Annotated in this window: 15 protein-coding genes; 4 read left to right on the plus strand and 11 right to left on the minus strand. The window is 64.0% G+C overall.

From position 1 onward, the window contains the following. Positions 1-63: 63 nt before the first annotated feature. From ACFQNJ_RS16810 to ACFQNJ_RS16825, 4 genes are all read right to left on the minus strand, one after another. Positions 64-891, minus strand: coding sequence for an HDOD domain-containing protein (locus tag ACFQNJ_RS16810; RefSeq protein ID WP_382259616.1), 828 nt, complete (start codon positions 889-891; stop codon positions 64-66). Between the two features lie 98 nt (positions 892-989). Next, positions 990-3,350 carry a Tex family protein gene (locus ACFQNJ_RS16815; protein WP_382259618.1) on the minus strand — a complete coding sequence of 787 codons (2,361 nt, stop codon included), beginning with the start codon at positions 3,348-3,350 and terminating at the stop codon, positions 990-992. Positions 3,351-3,443: 93 nt separating this feature from the next. Continuing rightward, positions 3,444-4,925, minus strand: coding sequence for a sensor histidine kinase (locus ACFQNJ_RS16820; RefSeq protein WP_382259620.1), 1,482 nt, complete (start codon positions 4,923-4,925; stop codon positions 3,444-3,446). A 30-nt stretch (positions 4,926-4,955) separates the two neighbouring features. Next, complete coding sequence (locus tag ACFQNJ_RS16825; RefSeq protein WP_382259622.1) at positions 4,956-5,738, minus strand: LuxR C-terminal-related transcriptional regulator; 783 nt, start codon at positions 5,736-5,738, stop codon at positions 4,956-4,958. Between the two features lie 491 nt (positions 5,739-6,229). Between ACFQNJ_RS16825 and ACFQNJ_RS16830 the strand changes: the two genes are divergently transcribed. The 4 genes from ACFQNJ_RS16830 to ACFQNJ_RS16845 all read left to right on the plus strand — a co-directional run bounded on the left by ACFQNJ_RS16830 (position 6,230) and on the right by ACFQNJ_RS16845 (position 10,153). Next, a complete protein-coding gene (locus ACFQNJ_RS16830; protein WP_382259624.1) occupies positions 6,230-6,703 on the plus strand; it encodes a hypothetical protein in 474 nt (157 codons plus the stop codon). Positions 6,704-6,784: 81 nt separating this feature from the next. After that, positions 6,785-7,219: a hypothetical protein gene (locus ACFQNJ_RS16835; RefSeq protein WP_382259626.1), complete on the plus strand. Its 435-nt coding sequence runs from the start codon at positions 6,785-6,787 to the stop codon at positions 7,217-7,219. 25 nt (positions 7,220-7,244) lie between these two features. Then, positions 7,245-8,936: a DUF4384 domain-containing protein gene (locus ACFQNJ_RS16840; protein ID WP_382259628.1), complete on the plus strand. Its 1,692-nt coding sequence runs from the start codon at positions 7,245-7,247 to the stop codon at positions 8,934-8,936. 14 nt (positions 8,937-8,950) lie between these two features. Continuing rightward, complete coding sequence (locus tag ACFQNJ_RS16845; RefSeq protein WP_382259630.1) at positions 8,951-10,153, plus strand: tetratricopeptide repeat protein; 1,203 nt, start codon at positions 8,951-8,953, stop codon at positions 10,151-10,153. An 8-nt stretch (positions 10,154-10,161) separates the two neighbouring features. Here ACFQNJ_RS16845 and ACFQNJ_RS16850 read toward each other — a convergent pair whose 3' ends face one another. Genes ACFQNJ_RS16850 through ACFQNJ_RS16880 form a run of 7 tightly spaced genes read right to left on the minus strand, consistent with a single transcriptional unit; the run spans position 10,162 to position 16,682 of the window. Next, complete coding sequence (locus ACFQNJ_RS16850) at positions 10,162-11,064, minus strand: SDR family oxidoreductase (protein WP_382259632.1); 903 nt, start codon at positions 11,062-11,064, stop codon at positions 10,162-10,164. 24 nt (positions 11,065-11,088) lie between these two features. Then, complete coding sequence (locus tag ACFQNJ_RS16855; protein ID WP_382259634.1) at positions 11,089-11,580, minus strand: GNAT family N-acetyltransferase; 492 nt, start codon at positions 11,578-11,580, stop codon at positions 11,089-11,091. Then, positions 11,577-12,512, minus strand: coding sequence for a glutathione S-transferase family protein (locus tag ACFQNJ_RS16860; protein ID WP_382259636.1), 936 nt, complete (start codon positions 12,510-12,512; stop codon positions 11,577-11,579). The genes ACFQNJ_RS16855 and ACFQNJ_RS16860 overlap by 4 nt, the downstream gene beginning before the upstream one ends. Before the next feature lie 38 nt (positions 12,513-12,550). Next, positions 12,551-13,567, minus strand: coding sequence for an NADP-dependent oxidoreductase (locus ACFQNJ_RS16865; protein WP_382259638.1), 1,017 nt, complete (start codon positions 13,565-13,567; stop codon positions 12,551-12,553). Positions 13,568-13,591: 24 nt separating this feature from the next. Next, the gene (locus tag ACFQNJ_RS16870) at positions 13,592-14,017 is read right to left on the minus strand and encodes a PaaI family thioesterase (RefSeq protein WP_374641478.1); all 426 of its coding nucleotides are present in this window, start codon (positions 14,015-14,017) and stop codon (positions 13,592-13,594) included. A 26-nt stretch (positions 14,018-14,043) separates the two neighbouring features. Then, positions 14,044-14,835 (minus strand): SDR family oxidoreductase, encoded by a 792-nt coding sequence (locus ACFQNJ_RS16875; protein ID WP_382259640.1) that lies wholly within the window; start codon positions 14,833-14,835, stop codon positions 14,044-14,046. Between the two features lie 23 nt (positions 14,836-14,858). Then, on the minus strand, positions 14,859-16,682 hold the full coding sequence (locus ACFQNJ_RS16880; protein WP_382259642.1) for an acyl-CoA dehydrogenase: 1,824 nt from the start codon (positions 16,680-16,682) through the stop codon (positions 14,859-14,861). Between the last annotated feature and the right edge of the window lie 53 nt (positions 16,683-16,735).

Consider the following 16,735-nt stretch of genomic DNA (forward strand, 5'->3'; position numbering starts at 1 on the left):
GTCTGTCAACTTACCCCTGTGCTGTACATCGTCATTCCCGGCAGGATCTTGAATGCTTTGTGCTCAATCCAGAAAGGCACCCAGGGCCTGACTGAACTCCCAGTCTTCCGGGTCCTTGCCCAGCACACTGTCGAGGTCCAGACCCAACGTCAGGCCCACCATGTCGGGGAAGGTGGCGGCCAGTCCCTGTTCATCGAGCTGGATTTCCTCGGCCCGGGCTCGCCAGGACGCCAGATGGATCACACCGCCCAGGGCATCATAGGTCTCGCCTTCAAAGGGCTTGATCTGATGCCGCAGGGCACTCACCGTCTCTGCGGGGAACTGCCAGCGCTCGGCCATGCCGGCACCCACATCGGCATAGCAGTAGTCGAACACCATGAGCTCGGCGCGGGCACGGTTGAGGTCCAGGGCGGGCGTCCCCATGTCGATGGGCGCCATTTCGTCCGGCATGGCAATGTGCATGATCAGGATGCCAATGGCATGGATCAGCCCGGCGGTGAAGGCATTGCCCTGATTCTGGTACAGCGTACCCGCCAGGGATTTGGCAATCTCTGCCGTGCGCAGGCTGTAACGCCAGAACTGCTTGAGATCGATGCCAGGCACACCCTTGAAGCTGGAGCCCAGGGCCGCCGCCATGACCAGTGAGCGCACATGCGTCATGCCGAGCATGGCCACGGCCTCGTCCACGTTGCCAATCTTGCGGCTGACACGGAAAAAGGCCGAATTGGACAGACGCAGGACCCGGGTCGTCAGTGCCGGGTCGCGTGCAATGAGCTCCGACACCCGCTTGGGACTCGGATCCTCCTTGTTCATCTCGGACAGCAGGTCCGAGACCGCTCGCGGCATGGCGGGCAAAGCGCGCGGGTAATTGAGAAGGGCTTCGAGTTGCATGGGCCTCAGGTCCGGATGTCAGAACATGTGTCAGTCATCATACTGAGCATCGGCAACGCAGACACTGACTTGAGACAGGGATATCCCTGTTTGCGTCGTCAGCCTTTCCTGAGCGACTGCAGCTTGGCGAAGGCCGAGGCCATCGCTGAACTGGGCTCCGTCTGCCGGTTGCCTCCTTGGCTATGCCTGGGCGCGCCGCGGGCCGGCTCGTATCGGTTGTCGCGCGGCCCGTCCCGGCGGGCCGGAGCGGCGTCCAGCTTCATGGTCAGGCTGATGCGCTTGCGCGACACGTCCACCTCCATCACCTTGACCTTGACGATGTCGCCGGTCTTCACCACCTCGCGCGCGTCGTTCACGAACTTGTGACTCAGCTGACTGACGTGGATCAGCCCGTCCTGGTGCACGCCCAGGTCCACAAAAGCACCAAATTGCGCGACGTTGGATACCGTTCCCTCCAGAACCATGCCTTCGCGCAAGTCAGCGATGTCATCCACGCCCTCATTGAAACGCGCCACCTGGAAGTCCGGACGCGGGTCGCGGCCCGGTTTCTCCAGCTCGCCCAGGATGTCCTTGACCGTGATGACGCCGAACTTCTCGTTGGCAAACAGCTCGGGCCGCAGGGTCTTGAGCATGTCGGCACGGCCCATCAGGGACTGAACCGGCTGGCCGGTCTTTTCGATAATCTGCTCCACCACCGGGTAGGTTTCCGGGTGCACGCCGGTCATGTCCAGCGGGTTGTCTCCGTCACGGATGCGCAGGAAGCCGGCCGCCAGTTCGAAGGTCTTGGCACCCAGACCGCTCACTTCCAGCAATTGCTGGCGGTTCCTGAACGCACCGTTTGCCTCGCGCCAGCGCACCACCGCCTTGGCCACCGAACCCGACAGGCCCGACACGCGCGTGAGCAGCGGCACGCTGGCCGTGTTCAGGTCCACCCCCACACCGTTGACGCAGTCTTCCACGACCGCGTCCAGGGTGCGGGCCAGCTCGGTCTGGTTCACATCGTGCTGGTACTGCCCCACCCCAATGCTCTTGGGGTCGATCTTCACCAGCTCGGCCAGCGGGTCCTGCAGGCGGCGGGCAATCGACGCCGCGCCGCGCAGGCTCACGTCCACGTCCGGCATCTCCTGCGCCGCGAACTCGCTGGCGGAATAGACCGAGGCACCCGCCTCGCTCACCACCACCTTCTGCACGCCTTCCATCCCGGCCTTGGCCAGCATCTTGATCAGGTCACCGGCCAGCTTGTCGGTCTCGCGGCTGGCGGTACCGTTCCCAATCGCGATCAGCTGCACGCCGTGCTGGCGACACAGCAGCGCCAGCGTGTGCAGCGCACCGTCCCAGTCGCGGCGCGGCTCATGCGGGTAGACGGTGTTCGTCGCCACCAGCTTGCCGGTCGCGTCCACCACGGCCACCTTCACCCCGGTACGGATGCCCGGGTCCAGGCCCATCACCGCCTTCTGGCCGGCGGGCGCGGCCAGCAGCAGGTCGCGCAGGTTGTCGGCAAACACCTTGATCGCCACCGCCTCGGCGCGCTCTCGCAGGCGGGCGAACAGGTCGCGCTCGGTGGACAGGCTCAGCTTCACGCGCCAGGTCCAGGCCACGCACTTGCGGATCAGATCGTCCGCCTTGCGGCCCTGGTGGCTCCAGCCCAGGTGCACCGCGATCCGGCCTTCGGCCAGCGACGGTTTGCCCGGCTCGGGCTCCACCGGCTGCACCAGCTTCACGTCCAGAATCTCCAGCGCCCGGCCGCGGAACACGGCCAGCGCCCGGTGCGAGGGCACGCGGCCAATGGGCTCGTCGTATTCAAAATAGTCGCGGAACTTGGCGACGTCGGGGTTGTTCTCGTCCTTGGTCGCCACGCGCGTGCTCTTGAGCAGGCCCTCGGCCCACAGCCACTCACGCAGGCTTTGGACCAGCGCCGGATCCTCGGCCCATCGCTCGCTCAGGATGTCGCGCACACCGTCCAGCACCGCCTGAGGCGTCGAGAAGTCCGCGCCGGGCTTGCCGTCGTCCAGCACCTCGGGCGGCCGGGTGAAAGCGGCCGCTTCGGCCAGCGGGTCCAGCGTCGGATCGGCAAACAGCTTGTCGGCCAGCGGCTCGATGCCAAATTCCCGGGCGATCTGCCCCTTGGTGCGGCGCTTCTGCTTGAAGGGCAGGTAGATGTCCTCCAGCTCCTGCTTGGTCGGCGCATTGGCGATGGCCAGACGCAGGGCGTCGGTCAGTTTGCCCTGCTCGTCAATCGCCTTGAGAATCGCACCCCGGCGGTCCTCCAGCTCGCGCAGGTAACCCAGCCGGTACTCCAGCTCGCGCAGTTGGGTGTCGTCCAGTCCTCCCGTCACCTCCTTGCGGTAGCGGGCAATGAAAGGCACCGTTGCGCCTCCATCCAGCAACTCGACAGCGGCCAGCACCTGGCGCTCCTGAACCCGGATTTCCTGGGCGATCTGGGAAATGATCTTCTGCATGGCTAAACGGGGGCCCCTGAGACCCCTGACTGACGAAAGCCGGCGAGTTTGCCATACCCGCCGACCTTGACCTCCTGCCAGCCAAGGGGCCCGTCACATGGTGCTGGCGACACCGAGAGGGACGGTCAGCCGGACCCGGGTTCCGCCGCCCGGCGCAGACTCGAATTCCAGCACCCCACCAATCGCTGCGGCCCGGCGGCGCATGCCCGTGATACCCTTTCCCGAGGACGACTGTGTGGTCAGGGTGCTCATGCCATGCCCGTCGTCGCGGACTTCGAGGACCAGCGCCCTGTCGGTGGCATCAAGGCCGCAACTCAGCCGAATGGTCGTGGCGCCGGAATGGCGCATGGCGTTGGCCAGGGCTTCCTGGGCCACACGGAGCACCTGCCGGCTTCGCTCACGGCGAACCGTGTTCAGCGGCCCGTCCAGGGGAACGTTCCACTGCAGGACGATGCCCAGCCGGTCCAGCGAAGGCTGAACACGGTAGCGAAGCCGACCCAGCGCGTCGATCACGTGCTCATCCGCGTCGTCGATCGCATCAACCAGGATCTTCACTTCCAACAGGCACTGCTCGAGGGACGATGCCAGGTCCGACTCCCTGGGATCGTCCTTGTCCAGTCCCGCAAGGATCGCCACCATCTGCGATCCCACGCCATCATGCAACTCCTGAGCAATCCGTTGCCGCTCCAGATTGACGGCCTGACCGGAGTCGTGCTCACTGGGGGTGTGCCCATACCCGTAGAGGCCGGAGTGGGCAAACTGCTGAGCAATCACAGAGGCATCCGAGAGGGGACGCCGCAAGCGAGCCAGACGACCACTGAGCTCCATGCGACCCGAGGCAATCATCCACACCAGCGTCAACAGCCCGGCAAACACCTGATGAATCAAGGTGGGCGCCAACGCCTCTGCCGGCGTGGCCACCAGGTCCTCCATCACGATGCCCAAGCCCACAAGACCGGCGAGCAAGGGCAGCCACGCCCGGACGCTGGAAGCCTTCGCCAAGGCCAGCGCCGCCAGCAGAAAGAGGGTCGAGGACAGCAACACATTGCCCGCCTGCCACACCAACCAAACCCAGGTCTGGGGGGTAGCCGGAAGAAAGTGGGTCGCCAGCAGGACGGCTCCCCCACACCACTGCAGCAGCCACAGCCCCCAATCCGGCCAGGACTTCCTGCCAGCAGCCGTCAGCAACAGGAACGTGATACCAGCCAGGATCGCCTGGTAGATCTGGTAAGCCATGTGGCGGGCAACCCGGCTGGCTGGCTCCAGCTCAATCCACAGCTCGGTGAGGACCCACACGAATCCCAGCATCACCACCGCGGCGAACATGCCGTCTGCCGCCGTGAGTCCGATCGTCTGCTGGTCCCGGGAGCCTGGAAGCAGAAACGTGGCCGCCAGTGCGGCAAAGGTCAACACCACCGCCACCAGCAAGCCCGGGCTGATGGCCATCCAGCGCACTTGCAAGGGACTGCTCTGCAATGGCAGATGCCGGAACGCGAGATCGGCCAAGACCAGCAACAGCAGGGCCAGCACCAGCAGCTGGAGCACCCGATGACCGACAGTGAAACGATCAAACATGGGCTTCTCGGTGGCCCGGAGCCGGCCTGATCAGATCAGTCCACGCTCGGTCGCGCAGCTGACCGCCTGTGCCCGCGTTCGCACACGCAGCTTCCGATAAATGTTGCGCACATGCGCGTTGACGGTCTGCATGCTGATGTCCAGGCGCACCCCGATCTCGCCACTGGTGTAACCCGCAGCCACCATGCGCAAGACCTCTCGCTCTCGGTCCGAGAGGCGCTCCTTGGAAGTGCGCGCGGGCTCATCCGAGGGGCGCCCTTCCAGTCTGTGCAACAGGCGCCTGGCGAGATTGGGCGTGATAGATGCGCCTCCGTTGACCACCTGCAGAACCGCCTGAGAGAAGCTGCCGAACCAGGAGTTCTTGATCAGGTAGCCAGTCGCACCCAGCTCAAACGCGTGCAGGGCGTGCCTTTCGTCCTCGATGGCCGAAATCACCACCACCTCTGCCATGGGGCGAAGACTCTTGACCTGCTCGATCAACTCGAAGCCGCTGCCATCGCCCAGGTTCAGGTCAACGAGCAGCACATCGAAATCCTGCTGCGCCACACGACGCCGGCCTTCCTTGAACCCCCCGGCCTGCGCCACCAGGTGAATGCGCTTGTCGGCCAGCAGCTCCTGGGCAATCACATGGCGAATGTGCGGATCGTCGTCGACGAGCAGGACCCGGACGGGCTGGTCCGGTTGTCCCACCAGGAAATCGGGCCACACCGAGGCAGGACCCTGCCAGCTCTGCCCGCCGGACACCGGAATCTGCGCAGGAGCATTCCGACTGGTGCCGGTAACGACAAGGTCATCGTGGGTCAACGTGTTCATGTGTCCTCCCGGCAGTTGCCCGCCTTTACAACCCCCCACTGAAGTTTTGTGGACTTGCGTCACAAAACCTCTCCACGGCCTGGCAAGTGAACACTTAAACGTTAATTGAAGTCAAAACACCGCCAACGGGAGATGCGAATTTGATACAGATACAGGCATTTTCTTGTGCAACTTTCTATTTTTTACATTCGATACATTTTGTTACTACATAGTTCTTTTTGGGTAATGGATTCAAAAAAGATAGCAGTCAGATCCGACCATGGATGGGGCAGATTCACCGTGTAACCTTTTTTACTCCAATTTGAATCGTATCCCTGTAGTACCCACGGAGCGTCATTGGCCGTCACGGAACACATCTTCACACTGCGATCCCAGACGACGGCAGATCGCAAAACCCCAGTGAAACGCGATCGGTCGACGTCGACAGGCTGGCAGACCTGGAATCCTCCAGGCCGCCGGGAAACGTGGACCAACTTCTTGAGGAAACCATCATGAAAAAGCTTGCCATCATCGCTCTCGCGACCGCTGCCTCTTCTGCCTTCGCGTTCAACTGGGGCCAGAATCCCCAGCCGCAACCGAACGCTCCCTGCGACACCTGCCCCCAAATTGACATCAAGGGCGCTTCGGTACAAACCGTTTCCGCCACCTTCTCGACTTTCGGCAACGAGGGTTACAACGGTGGCAACGCACAACAGAACGTTTCCAGCAACTCGGGCAACGTGCTCGTGACAGCACCGTCGAACCAGACCACCACGGCATTTGGCTCGGCGGTGACCAACAAGGCTGACGGCAACAACGCCTATGCCAGCCAGAACCTGTCCTCCAACGTCGGCAAGGTCAACATTGCTGCAATGTCCATGCAGACAACTTCGTTGGCAGGTTCGGTGGTGTTCAACAAGGCTGGTGCCAACTCCAAGGCGGTCCAGAACCTGGCCACCAACAACGGCTGCATTGCCTGCAAGTGATTCAGCGCGACTGACCCTGGGACAGCATCCATGTCTGCGCACAGGATGCTGTCCCTTTTTCTTCACACCAGGAGTCGAGGCATGAACACACATTCAAGTGCATTGACGTTCCGCGTATTTTTCTTGGCGCTTCTCATGGCGCCTGCACTGGGGATACCAGCCGCACCGGGCGAAGACATCATCGTCCTGTCCAAGCCTGTCTCCTATGTATCCACGCCTCTGCCCGATGCATCAAAGTCCGAACACCTTAACCACGTCATCGACATGCCGGCGTGGATGCGGGCACGTGTCAGCCGGTTCACCGCGAAAGCCTATTCCGCATCCGCCGACGACGGCAGCATCATCACTGACAACGATGTGGTCACGACGACCACCAGCCAGGGACTTCGCAAGACCTGCGTACAGGAAGTAGGAACCACGACCACGACGTCGGATTCGCTGGGTGGCCGGTACGGCCCTGGACAGAAAGACCAGGTGGTGGTCCTGCGCGGCGACCTGGTCAACGTCTGCCGCTGAGCGCACAACAAGAACCGAGGGCATCATGAAACATCGTCATCAAGAACTGAGCGTCGCACCGGGAAAGTGGACCCGCCTGACAGCGTCGCTGTTGGGTGTTGTCTTTCTGATTGCCGGTTGCTCCACGCCGATGGATGCCCGCAAGGATGCCCCTTTCCAGTCCTATGCACACATGGCGGACCGGCCGACGCAGCGGCCCATGCGGTCGCTGTCGAGCTTCTCGGACTCACTGATGTGCATGGACCGACTCTTTCGGGATGCCCAGATTCCAACCACGCTGATCACCAGCAAGCAGATACCCGACTTCTCAGGCCGTGTGCCGGTGGCGACCAAAGACATGATCGTCACAGCCATCTCGCAGATGTCGCGCCTGAGCAATGCCTTCCGTTACGTCGACTTCGAAGTCGACATTGCACGCCAGGACACCGTGCAGAACCTGACGACCTTGCTGCTCAACAGCAACCAGATCCAGCTTCAACGACCAGCGCTCTATGTGTCTGGGGCCGTGTCGTTTGTGGACCAGAACGTCATCAACAACCGATTTGACGTCGGCACCTCCGCGTCCCGACTGGAGACCGGCTACAGCCAGAACCGAAATGCCACCATCATCGGGATGGAACTGCACCTGGGCGATTTCCGGACACGGACACTCATTCCGGGATTGGACTCAGCCAATGAAGTCATTGTGGGCACCGGCGGCCAGGGTCTGGACCTGGCGGGCCGGATTTCCGACTACGGGTGGCAGTTCAACGTGGGGCGTGACTACACCCAAGGTTCCGGCGCGGCCATGCGCACCCTGATCGAGCTTGCCATGATCGAGCTGGCCGGCAAATGGGCTCGGGTTCCCTACTGGCAATGCCTGACGCTGGACCAGACGCACCCGGGATTCCAGCGCCAGTTGCGCGACTGGTACGACGAGGGCAGCACCAACGTCCATCAGGCCCTGGTCAAGAAATCCCTGACCAGCAGTGGCTACCTGAACGCGCAGACCAGGGATCTGCCCATTACCCACCCCACGGTTCGCTCTGCATTGGCCAAATATCAGGCGGATCAGGGGATGGTCGTGACCGGTGAGCTCAACTTCGCCACCTACGAACGCGCACTGCGCCACTACGTCACGCTGGGAGAAGACGGGCAATTCATCCGCGTGGGATGGCTGCCTGATTCGACACAGCCTCCAGTGCCCACCGTCCACGATGGGCAGGTCACCGCCGCTCCGCTGGGCGCCCCGCTGGGTGCCGACCCGGATCCCTTGCGCCTGGATGTCCAGGTCGAGAACCTGGTCGCGGACAAATCCGTGTTCGAGCAGGGCACACAGATCTTCCTCTCCGCGACGGTATCCAGAAGCGCCCACCTGTATTGCTTCATGGAGCAGTCACAAGGTGGCCTGATGAGGCTCCTGCCCAACCCGATCAACAGCAGCTCACAGGTGTCCGCGCAGCAGGCGGTTCGCATCCCTGACTGGATGGTGCCCAACCCCGGCTTCGTTCTGGATGCAGGGATGCCGGGCGAGGAATCGGTGGCCTGCTTTGCGACGGACAGCGATCTGATGACCAAGCTGCCCGACAGCCTGCAAGGCCCGGGATTGCGCCCCGTCGTCGGCATGACCGGGATGTCATCCGTCCGTGAAGCCTTCCGTCAGGCGGCTGGCACCCAGGGCTTTGCCGAGCAGAGCATCCGGTGGCGTGTGATGCCCCGACGTGCCCCGGCGCGCTGATGCATGGGGCGGTCATGAAGATGCTGCCGCGTTGCCGGACGGCCCTCCTGATCCTGTCGGTCGGCTCCCTGCAACTGCAGGCCACGGAGCTGACCTCTCAGGAGCCGCTGCGGATCCCTGCACCGGTCATGGACGGCATGACGATCCCGCCGTCCAGCGACCCGGGGCTGAAGCTTGATGTACCGATGGCCAGCCCCATTCAGGTCTCAAGGGAGAAGGCCGAGCCATTGCGCGTCTCGCCCCTGGCTGACCCATGGGTCACGGCGGAGGTGGAGCGGCTCAAAGCGCAGGTGGCACGTGGTGAGGCGGCCCCCAAAGGGAGCAAAGCCAACCCACAGCGGCGCAGATCTGCCGCCGAGGCCGCGTGGTGGCTGGGCCTGATCTACTTTCATGGTGCCGGCGTTCAGCAGAATGCCCCGCAAGCTCGCCAGTGGTTTCAGCGGGCCCATGAACTGGGGCATCCCCTGGCTGCGGCTGGCCTGGCCCTTTGCGAGATTGATGGTTGCGCGTCACCGCCCAATCCCGCAGCCGCCAGACCCTGGATCGAGCAGCTGAAGAAGGCGGACTCACCACGTGCCCTGTACCTGGCCTGGCTGGCGGACTACCGGATGGCGCCAATCGAGATGGCTACAGGCGCAGGACCTGGCGCCGCTCCGACGGTGACCTTGCCCTTCCGTGACCAGCTGCTCAAAGCCGCCAACGCCGGCGACCCCCACGCCCTGATAGAAACGGGACTGGAACTGGCCGCCATGAGGCAGTGGCCTGAGGCGCTTCGCCAGTTCCAGCGTGCGGCACCGCGCTCCGCCGTGGCCGCGGGCAACGCTGAAACCGTGCGAGAGATACTGGCACGGGATCAGTCGCCGCCAGCGGCCACGGCCGAGAAGGCCAAACGACTCCTGCTGGAGGCCAGGCGCGCGCACCGGGGCGAAGGGGCTCCCGCCAACTACGGCGAGGCCCTGAGGCTGTACCGCGAGGCGGAGGTCGCCGGGAGCGAAGAGGCCGGCCGAATGCTGGCCCTCATCACATCAAGGCCGGCACCTGGCGGAGGCATCAACATCGAATGGATGCGCCAGCTGGCCTATGTCGACCTCTCCCAAACCCTGCCTGTCTTTGGCAATCCCTTGCAGGGGCAGCGTCTGCAACGCGAGCCCTCGCCGCTGTACGACTGGCTGCCCGCCGCCTGGAAGAGCGCCCACGCGGGTGAACCCCGCCGCTGACCGCAAGTTCAGGCTCGCAGCTGAGCTCTCAAGGCTATGCCGATCTCAGGGCGCTCGACAAATGGATCGGGCGGATTCTCTGCCGCACAGATGGCATCGAATCGAGAACGCGCGTTGCCCAAGGCCTTGGGATGGCTGAAGATGTAGAAGCGGTCAGTGGTCATGGCATCAAAGACCTTCTGCGCCACTTCCGCGGCCGTGACCTTACCGGACGTGACCGCCTTGTCGGTCATGGCCTGACCAATCAACTGGCTCTGCGTCGGCTTCTCATCGGCCAGTTCCGCCGGCCGGTTGCGGTGGCTCTGGCTGATGCCCGTGGACACAAAGTACGGGCAGAGGACACTGGCGCTGACCTGGTCAGTGACCAGACGCAGGTCCTGGTAAAGCGTCTCGGTGAGACTGACCACGGCGTGCTTGCTCACGTTGTACACACCCATGTTGGGCGGTGTGAGCAAGCCCGCCATGCTGGCGGTGTTGACGATGTGGCCCCGATAGGCCGGATCGGCCTTGGCGGCCGCCAGCATCATGGGCGTGAACAGCCGCACCCCGTGGATCACACCCCAGACATTGACACCCAGCACCCATTCCCAGTCGCGCACCGAGTTTTCCCAGATCAGTCCACCGGATCCCACGCCCGCGTTGTTGAAGACGAAGTGGGGGGCACCGAAACGCTGCTCGACCGCCGCGGCCAGGGATTCCATCTGCCCGGCATCGGACACATCCACCTTGCGAGCCAGCACCGCCACGTCAGCGGCCTCCATCTCGGCCTGCGCCCTGTCCAGCGCATCCTGCTGAACGTCCACCAGCACCAGATTCATGCCCAGCCGTGCACCGATGCGCGCACATTCGAGGCCAAAGCCCGAGCCAGCGCCGGTCAGAACGGCGGTCTTGCCTTTGAATTCCGTGATCATGATGGAGTCTCCTGGTGATGCAAATCAGTGACGCAACATCTCGATGTGCGGGATGCCGTCTTCGACATAGGACCGGCCGGCCGGTTCGAAGCCGTGCTGCCGGTAGAAGTGTTCAAGGTGAGCCTGTGCACCGATGCGGATGGGCTGTGGCCCCCACAGGGACAACAGGAGCCGCACGGACTCGCTCATCAGCACGTGGCCCAGCCCGCCACCACGGGCAGATGGTGCCGTGACGACACGACCGATGCTGGCTTCCTGGAAAGCGATACCGGGCGGCACCAACCGCGTGGCGGCCCGCAGCGACGGTTGAGCGCCCGGAGAGACCTGCTCTCCCAGCACGTGCAGACAGTGCGGGTCGACGTCGTCCATGTCCAGAAACAGGCAGGCCTGTTCCACCACGAACACCTCGGAGCGCAGCCGCAGCAGGCGGTACAGCGATGACGCCGAAAGCGCATCAAACGGCAAGCAGCGCCAGGACAACGCCGCCTGCTCAGGGAAGCGGGTGGTACCGGTCAAACGCGCACTTCCTTGAGGACATAGCCGATGCGAGGGAAGTGCACATGCACCCTCCCGGCCCGCTCATCTTCCCGTGCAATCGTGTAGCGCGTCCGCGTGGCAGCCACCAGGATGCCTTCGCTGGGCTCGGTGCCAAAGCTCTCCGCGGCCACCGTGACACGGCTGCCCAGCGCAATGCCGTGGTCGTCCTGGAAATGCTCGCCCGCCACAGGCTCCGGCGTGGCTGCAGCCGCCACGGCGATCGCCTCTGTGGAACTCAGCCGCTGAGCCGACCCATGACCCAGGGTGTGCATGCGGTCCAGCCAGGCCAGCACCTCGGGGGTTGCCTCCAGGATGCCCGACATGGCAGGCACCATGCGGCGTGTGAACCACAAAGGGTGATAGGCGGCAAAGTCGGCGACACAGGGTTGCTCACCCAGCAGGTAGGGCTGATCATGCAGCATGTGGGCCAGGCGGCGCAGGTAGCTGCGATAGGCACCGGCCGCGTCCCCGGGACGCAAGCGGTTCATGCCGCTGCTCATGGCACCGCGGTCTGCGGCGAACGCCTGTGCCGCTTCCGGTGGCTGACTGGCAAACAAGGCGGCAGCCCCTTTGGGACTCAAGCTGTACGCCATCGACGCCCAGAACAGGCTGGTATCGGCCCACTGCGAGACCACGCGCGCCAGGCCTTTGAGATGGGCGGGGAACAGCGCCGGCTCGGGACGATGGTGTTCCAGCACCTCGGCGATCAGAGCGGTGTCGCAGTAAATGTCCGCCCCGATCTGCAGAAGCGGGGTGCGCCGGTAGCCACCGGTCAAGGCCACCACATCCGGCTTGGGCATCACACTGGGAATGAAGACACTTCGCCAGGACAGCCCCTTGAAGCCCAGCATGAGCCGAGCCTTCTCGGCAAAGGGCGACATCGGATAGTGGTGAAGGATCAGGTCAGCCATGTCGAACTCCCTGCGGCAGAGAACGGCGAATCACCGCATCAGATCAGCTTGACAAGCTGCTTGCCGAAGTTCTTGCCCTTGAGCAGGCCCAGGAACGCCTCAGGGGCGGATTCGATGCCCTGCGAAATGGTCTCGCGCGGACGCAACTTGCCCTGGGCCACCAGGGTGCCCAGTTCGGTCAGCGCCTGCGGCCAGTCTTCCATGTGTTCGCTGACGATGAAACCTTGCACCTTGAGCCGGTTGATCAGGATCAGCGCCGGGTTGGCCAGCGGCAGCGGCTGGCCGTCGTAGCCGGCAATCATGCCGCAGACGGCAATGCGACCGAAGGCGTTAATGCGCAGCAGCACCGCGTCGAGGATCATGCCGCCGACGTTCTCGAAGTAGCCGTCGATACCCTTGGGGGCCACTTCCTTGAGCGCCTTGGCCAGCGAGTACATATCTTTATGCTGGCGATAGTCGATACAGGCGTCGTAACCCAGCTCTTCCACCGCGTACTTGCACTTGTCCGGACCGCCGGCGATGCCCACCACGCGACAGCCTCGCGCCTTTGCCAGTGCCGCGAACGCACTGCCCACCGCACCGGTGGCGGCACTGATGACCACGGTCTCGCCTTCCTTGGGCTCGATGATGCGGACCAGGCCATACCAGGCCGTGACACCAGGCATGCCTACGGCACCGAGGTAGTAGGACAGTGGCACATGGGTGGTGTCGACCTTGCGCAGTGCGCCCGGTTGATTGGCATCCACCACGCTGTATTCCTGCCAGCCGCCCATGCCGACCACCTGGTCACCGGCCTGATATTTGGGGTGCTTCGACTCGACGACCTCACCCACGGTACCGCCAATCATGACCTCGCCCAGCGGCTGCGAGGCCGCGTAGCTCTTGCTGTCGTTCATGCGGCCGCGCATGTAGGGGTCAAGGCTGAGGTAGTGGTGCTTCACCAGCACCTGTCCGTCGGCCAAGGCCGGCGTGTCGGTCGTGACGAGCTTGAAGTTGTTCGCGGTGGCTTCGCCCTGGGGGCGGTTGTCGAGCAGGATCTGGCGGTTGGCGGGCATAGCGTGTCTCCGTGAAATATCTGTTCAGTCGGTCTTGAGGGTGTTCAGCGCCTGGGTGGACTTGCCCACCGGCAGACGCGGCACGTACTTGAAGGTGCCGGTGGCGTGCGCGCACAGCTTGCCCTCGGCATCCACGATGCGGCCTTCGGTGAAGGCCATGGTGGCGGTGCGATGCAGCAAGCTGCCATGCGCCACCAGCGGGCCCTTGGCGGCCCGCATGAAACTGGTCTTCATCTCGATCGTCACGCAGCCCATGGAAGGCTCCACCGAACGGGCCGCGTGGGCCATGACCACGTCCAGCAGCGTCATGCTGGCACCGCCATGGACGACGTTGAACGAGTTCTCGTGCTCGGGGCGCGGGTTGAAAGTGATCTGTGCCTGCCCGCCTTCGAACTGCTGCAACTCGAAGCCGAGGTGCTCGACAAAGGGGATGTGGACCTGGAATTTCATGCGCGAACGATATATCCGTGGCCCGTTCAGCCGCCAGTCACGATGGAAACCCCACCGTCGACCGCCAGCCACTGGCCGGTGATGTGTTTGCCGGCATCGGAAGCATAGAGCAGTGCCAGACCCTTGAGGTCTTCGTCATCGCCCAGACGGCCCAGCGGCGCGTGGGCCGCCAGCTTCTCCTCACCCATGGCCTTGAGGGTACCCTGCGTCATCTTGCTGGGGAAGAAGCCCGGGCAGATGGCGTTGACACGGATGCCGTGCGCACCCCACTCGGCCGCCAGCGCCCGCGTGAAGTTGATCACCGCGCCCTTGGAGGTGTTGTAGGCAATCGTCTTCATGCCGGGCGGGTTGCCGCCCAGGCCGGCGATGGATGCGGTGTTGATGATGCTGCCCTTGCGGCGCGGAATCATGCTGGCCTTGGCCACCAGCTGGCTGAGCAGGAAGTAGCTGCGCACATTCAGGTTCATGACCTTGTCCCAGGCGTCCAGCGGATGGTCCTCGGCCGGCGCACCCCAGGCCGCACCGGCGTTGTTGACCAGAATGTCAATGTCACCCAGGCGCTCCATCGATTCGCTGGCCAGCTGGCGAATCTGGTCTTCGTGCTGGCAGTCGGCCGCGATCCAGCGGGCGTCGATGCCGGCGGCCTGCAGTTCGGCGGTGGCCTGCTCCAGGTCCTCGGCCTTGCGCGAGCTGATGAGCACGCGCGCGCCGGCTTCGCCCAGGGCGTGGGCCATTTGCAGGCCCAGGCCGCGCGAGCCGCCGGTGACGAGCGCCGTACGGCCCTTGAGGTCGAACAATTGCTGGATGGTGCGGGTCATGGTTGTCTCCTTGTGAATGGTGTTCAGAAAGCGTCTTCGGGCAGGCTGGCGCAAGTCAGGTCGCGATCGCGCACCACCTGCAGCCAGGCGCCGATCTTGGGCAGTTCGTAGTGGAAGAAGAAACGCATGGCGGCCAAACGGCCGGTACGGGCGTGGCTGTCGGGTTGTGCCTGCGCGGCCAGCGCCACATCCAGCCAGATCCAGGCCAGCACTGTGTGACCGAATGCCTGAAGGTAAGGCACGGCATTGGCCAGCGCATCGGTCGGGTTGCCGGTGGCCCAGGCCGCCTTGGTCGCGGCACCCACATCCTGCAGGGCCTTGCCCAGCGCGTTGGCATGGGCGGCCAGTTCAGGCACCTGAATCGCCCGCTGGATGGTGGCATTGATACGGTCGGCCAGCAACTGAAGGCCCTTGCCGTTCTCCATCAGCACCTTGCGGCCCAGCAGGTCCATGCCCTGGATGCCGTGCGTGCCCTCGTGGATCATGTTCAGGCGGTTGTCACGCCAGTACTGCTCCACCGGAAAGTCGCGCGTGTAGCCGTAGCCACCGTGCACCTGGATCGCCAGGGAATTGGCTTCCAGGCACCACTCGCTCGGCCAGCTTTTGGCAATCGGCGTCAGCACCTCCAGCAGCAGGCGAGCATCGTCCGCCGCCTCCGGCGCGCCGGTGTGCTGTTCGTCCACCAGGCGCGCACAATAGAGCTCCAGCGCCAGCGCCCCTTCGGCGTAGCTCTTCTGGGCCAGCAGCATGCGCTTGACGTCGGCGTGCTCGATGATGCGCACCTGCGGCTGGGCCGGGTCCTTGCCAGCCGGCCCCATGGGTCGACCCTGCGGCCGGTTCTTTGCATAGTCCAGGCTGGCGTGATAGCCGGCCATGCCCAGCATGGTGGCGGCCATACCCACGCCGATGCGCGCCTCGTTCATCATGTGGAACATGCATTTGAGGCCTTCGCCCGGACGGCCCACGAGGTAGCCGATGGCTCCGGCGTCCCCACGAACGGGGTACTTGCCTTCGCCGAAGTTCAGCAGCGTGTTGGTGGTGCCGCGCCAGCCGCATTTGTGGTTGAGGCCTGCCAGCGCCACATCGTTGCGCTCGCCGGTCAGTTGACCATCGGTGTCGACCAGCTTCTTGGGCACGATGAACAGCGAGATGCCCTTGACGCCCGGTACCGGCTTGCCATCCGGTCCGGGAATCTTGGCCAGCACCAGGTGGACGATGTTTTCGGTCAGCTCGTGCTCGCCAGCCGAAATCCACATCTTGTTGCCCTTGAGGCGATAACGTGGACCCAGCGGGTCGGCCTCGGAATCGGCCCCATCGGGTACGGCGCGCGTCGCCACATCGCTCAGCGATGAGCCCGCCTGCGGCTCCGAGAGACACATGGTACCGGAGAAGCGGCCATTGAACTCGTTGAGCGCGAACACGCGCTTCTGCATGTCGGTGCCATGCGCCATCAGCAGGTTGGCGTTGCCGGTGGTGAGCATGCCGCTGCCAATGGACACCGAGGCCATGGCGAAGAAGGCGTTGGCGGCCGCCTCCACTGAGTACGGCAACTGCATGCCGCCAATCTCGTAGTCCTGCGCGGCACTGAGCATGCCGCTGTCGGCATAGGCCTTCTGCGCATCGTGCGTGGCCTGCGGCAGGATCACCTTCTCACCGTCGAAATGCGGCTCCTGCGTGTCCACCAGCCGGTTGAAGGGCGCGTACTTTTCGCGCGCGATGCGCTCGCAGGTGTCGAGTACCGCGTCGAACGTCTCACGGCTGTGGTCGGCAAAACGTTCACGCTGGTTCAGGCTGTCCACCGACAGCCAGTCGTAGAGCAGGAAGTCAACGGTGGGGCGCACGCTCATATCGGCTCCGGAAAGAAAAAGGGGCGGCAGCGGCCGCCCCTCGGACGACGTGA

The organism is Hydrogenophaga bisanensis, assembly GCF_042665135.1.
GTDB lineage: Bacteria > Pseudomonadota > Gammaproteobacteria > Burkholderiales > Burkholderiaceae_C > Hydrogenophaga > Hydrogenophaga bisanensis.

Coding starts and splice junctions, on each gene's coding strand:
- ACFQNJ_RS16865 (WP_382259638.1), bottom strand. CDS start 13,567: ATGCCCGCCAACCGCCAGATCCTGCTCGACAACCGCCCCCAGGGCGAA.
- ACFQNJ_RS16820 (WP_382259620.1), bottom strand. CDS start 4,925: ATGTTTGATCGTTTCACTGTCGGTCATCGGGTGCTCCAGCTGCTGGTG.
- ACFQNJ_RS16880 (WP_382259642.1), bottom strand. CDS start 16,682: ATGAGCGTGCGCCCCACCGTTGACTTCCTGCTCTACGACTGGCTGTCG.
- ACFQNJ_RS16860 (WP_382259636.1), bottom strand. CDS start 12,512: ATGGCTGACCTGATCCTTCACCACTATCCGATGTCGCCCTTTGCCGAG.
- ACFQNJ_RS16850 (WP_382259632.1), bottom strand. CDS start 11,064: ATGATCACGGAATTCAAAGGCAAGACCGCCGTTCTGACCGGCGCTGGC.
- ACFQNJ_RS16835 (WP_382259626.1), top strand. CDS start 6,785: ATGAACACACATTCAAGTGCATTGACGTTCCGCGTATTTTTCTTGGCG.
- ACFQNJ_RS16875 (WP_382259640.1), bottom strand. CDS start 14,835: ATGACCCGCACCATCCAGCAATTGTTCGACCTCAAGGGCCGTACGGCG.
- ACFQNJ_RS16825 (WP_382259622.1), bottom strand. CDS start 5,738: ATGAACACGTTGACCCACGATGACCTTGTCGTTACCGGCACCAGTCGG.
- ACFQNJ_RS16870 (WP_374641478.1), bottom strand. CDS start 14,017: ATGAAATTCCAGGTCCACATCCCCTTTGTCGAGCACCTCGGCTTCGAG.
- ACFQNJ_RS16840 (WP_382259628.1), top strand. CDS start 7,245: ATGAAACATCGTCATCAAGAACTGAGCGTCGCACCGGGAAAGTGGACC.
- ACFQNJ_RS16845 (WP_382259630.1), top strand. CDS start 8,951: ATGAAGATGCTGCCGCGTTGCCGGACGGCCCTCCTGATCCTGTCGGTC.
- ACFQNJ_RS16830 (WP_382259624.1), top strand. CDS start 6,230: ATGAAAAAGCTTGCCATCATCGCTCTCGCGACCGCTGCCTCTTCTGCC.
- ACFQNJ_RS16810 (WP_382259616.1), bottom strand. CDS start 891: ATGCAACTCGAAGCCCTTCTCAATTACCCGCGCGCTTTGCCCGCCATG.
- ACFQNJ_RS16815 (WP_382259618.1), bottom strand. CDS start 3,350: ATGCAGAAGATCATTTCCCAGATCGCCCAGGAAATCCGGGTTCAGGAG.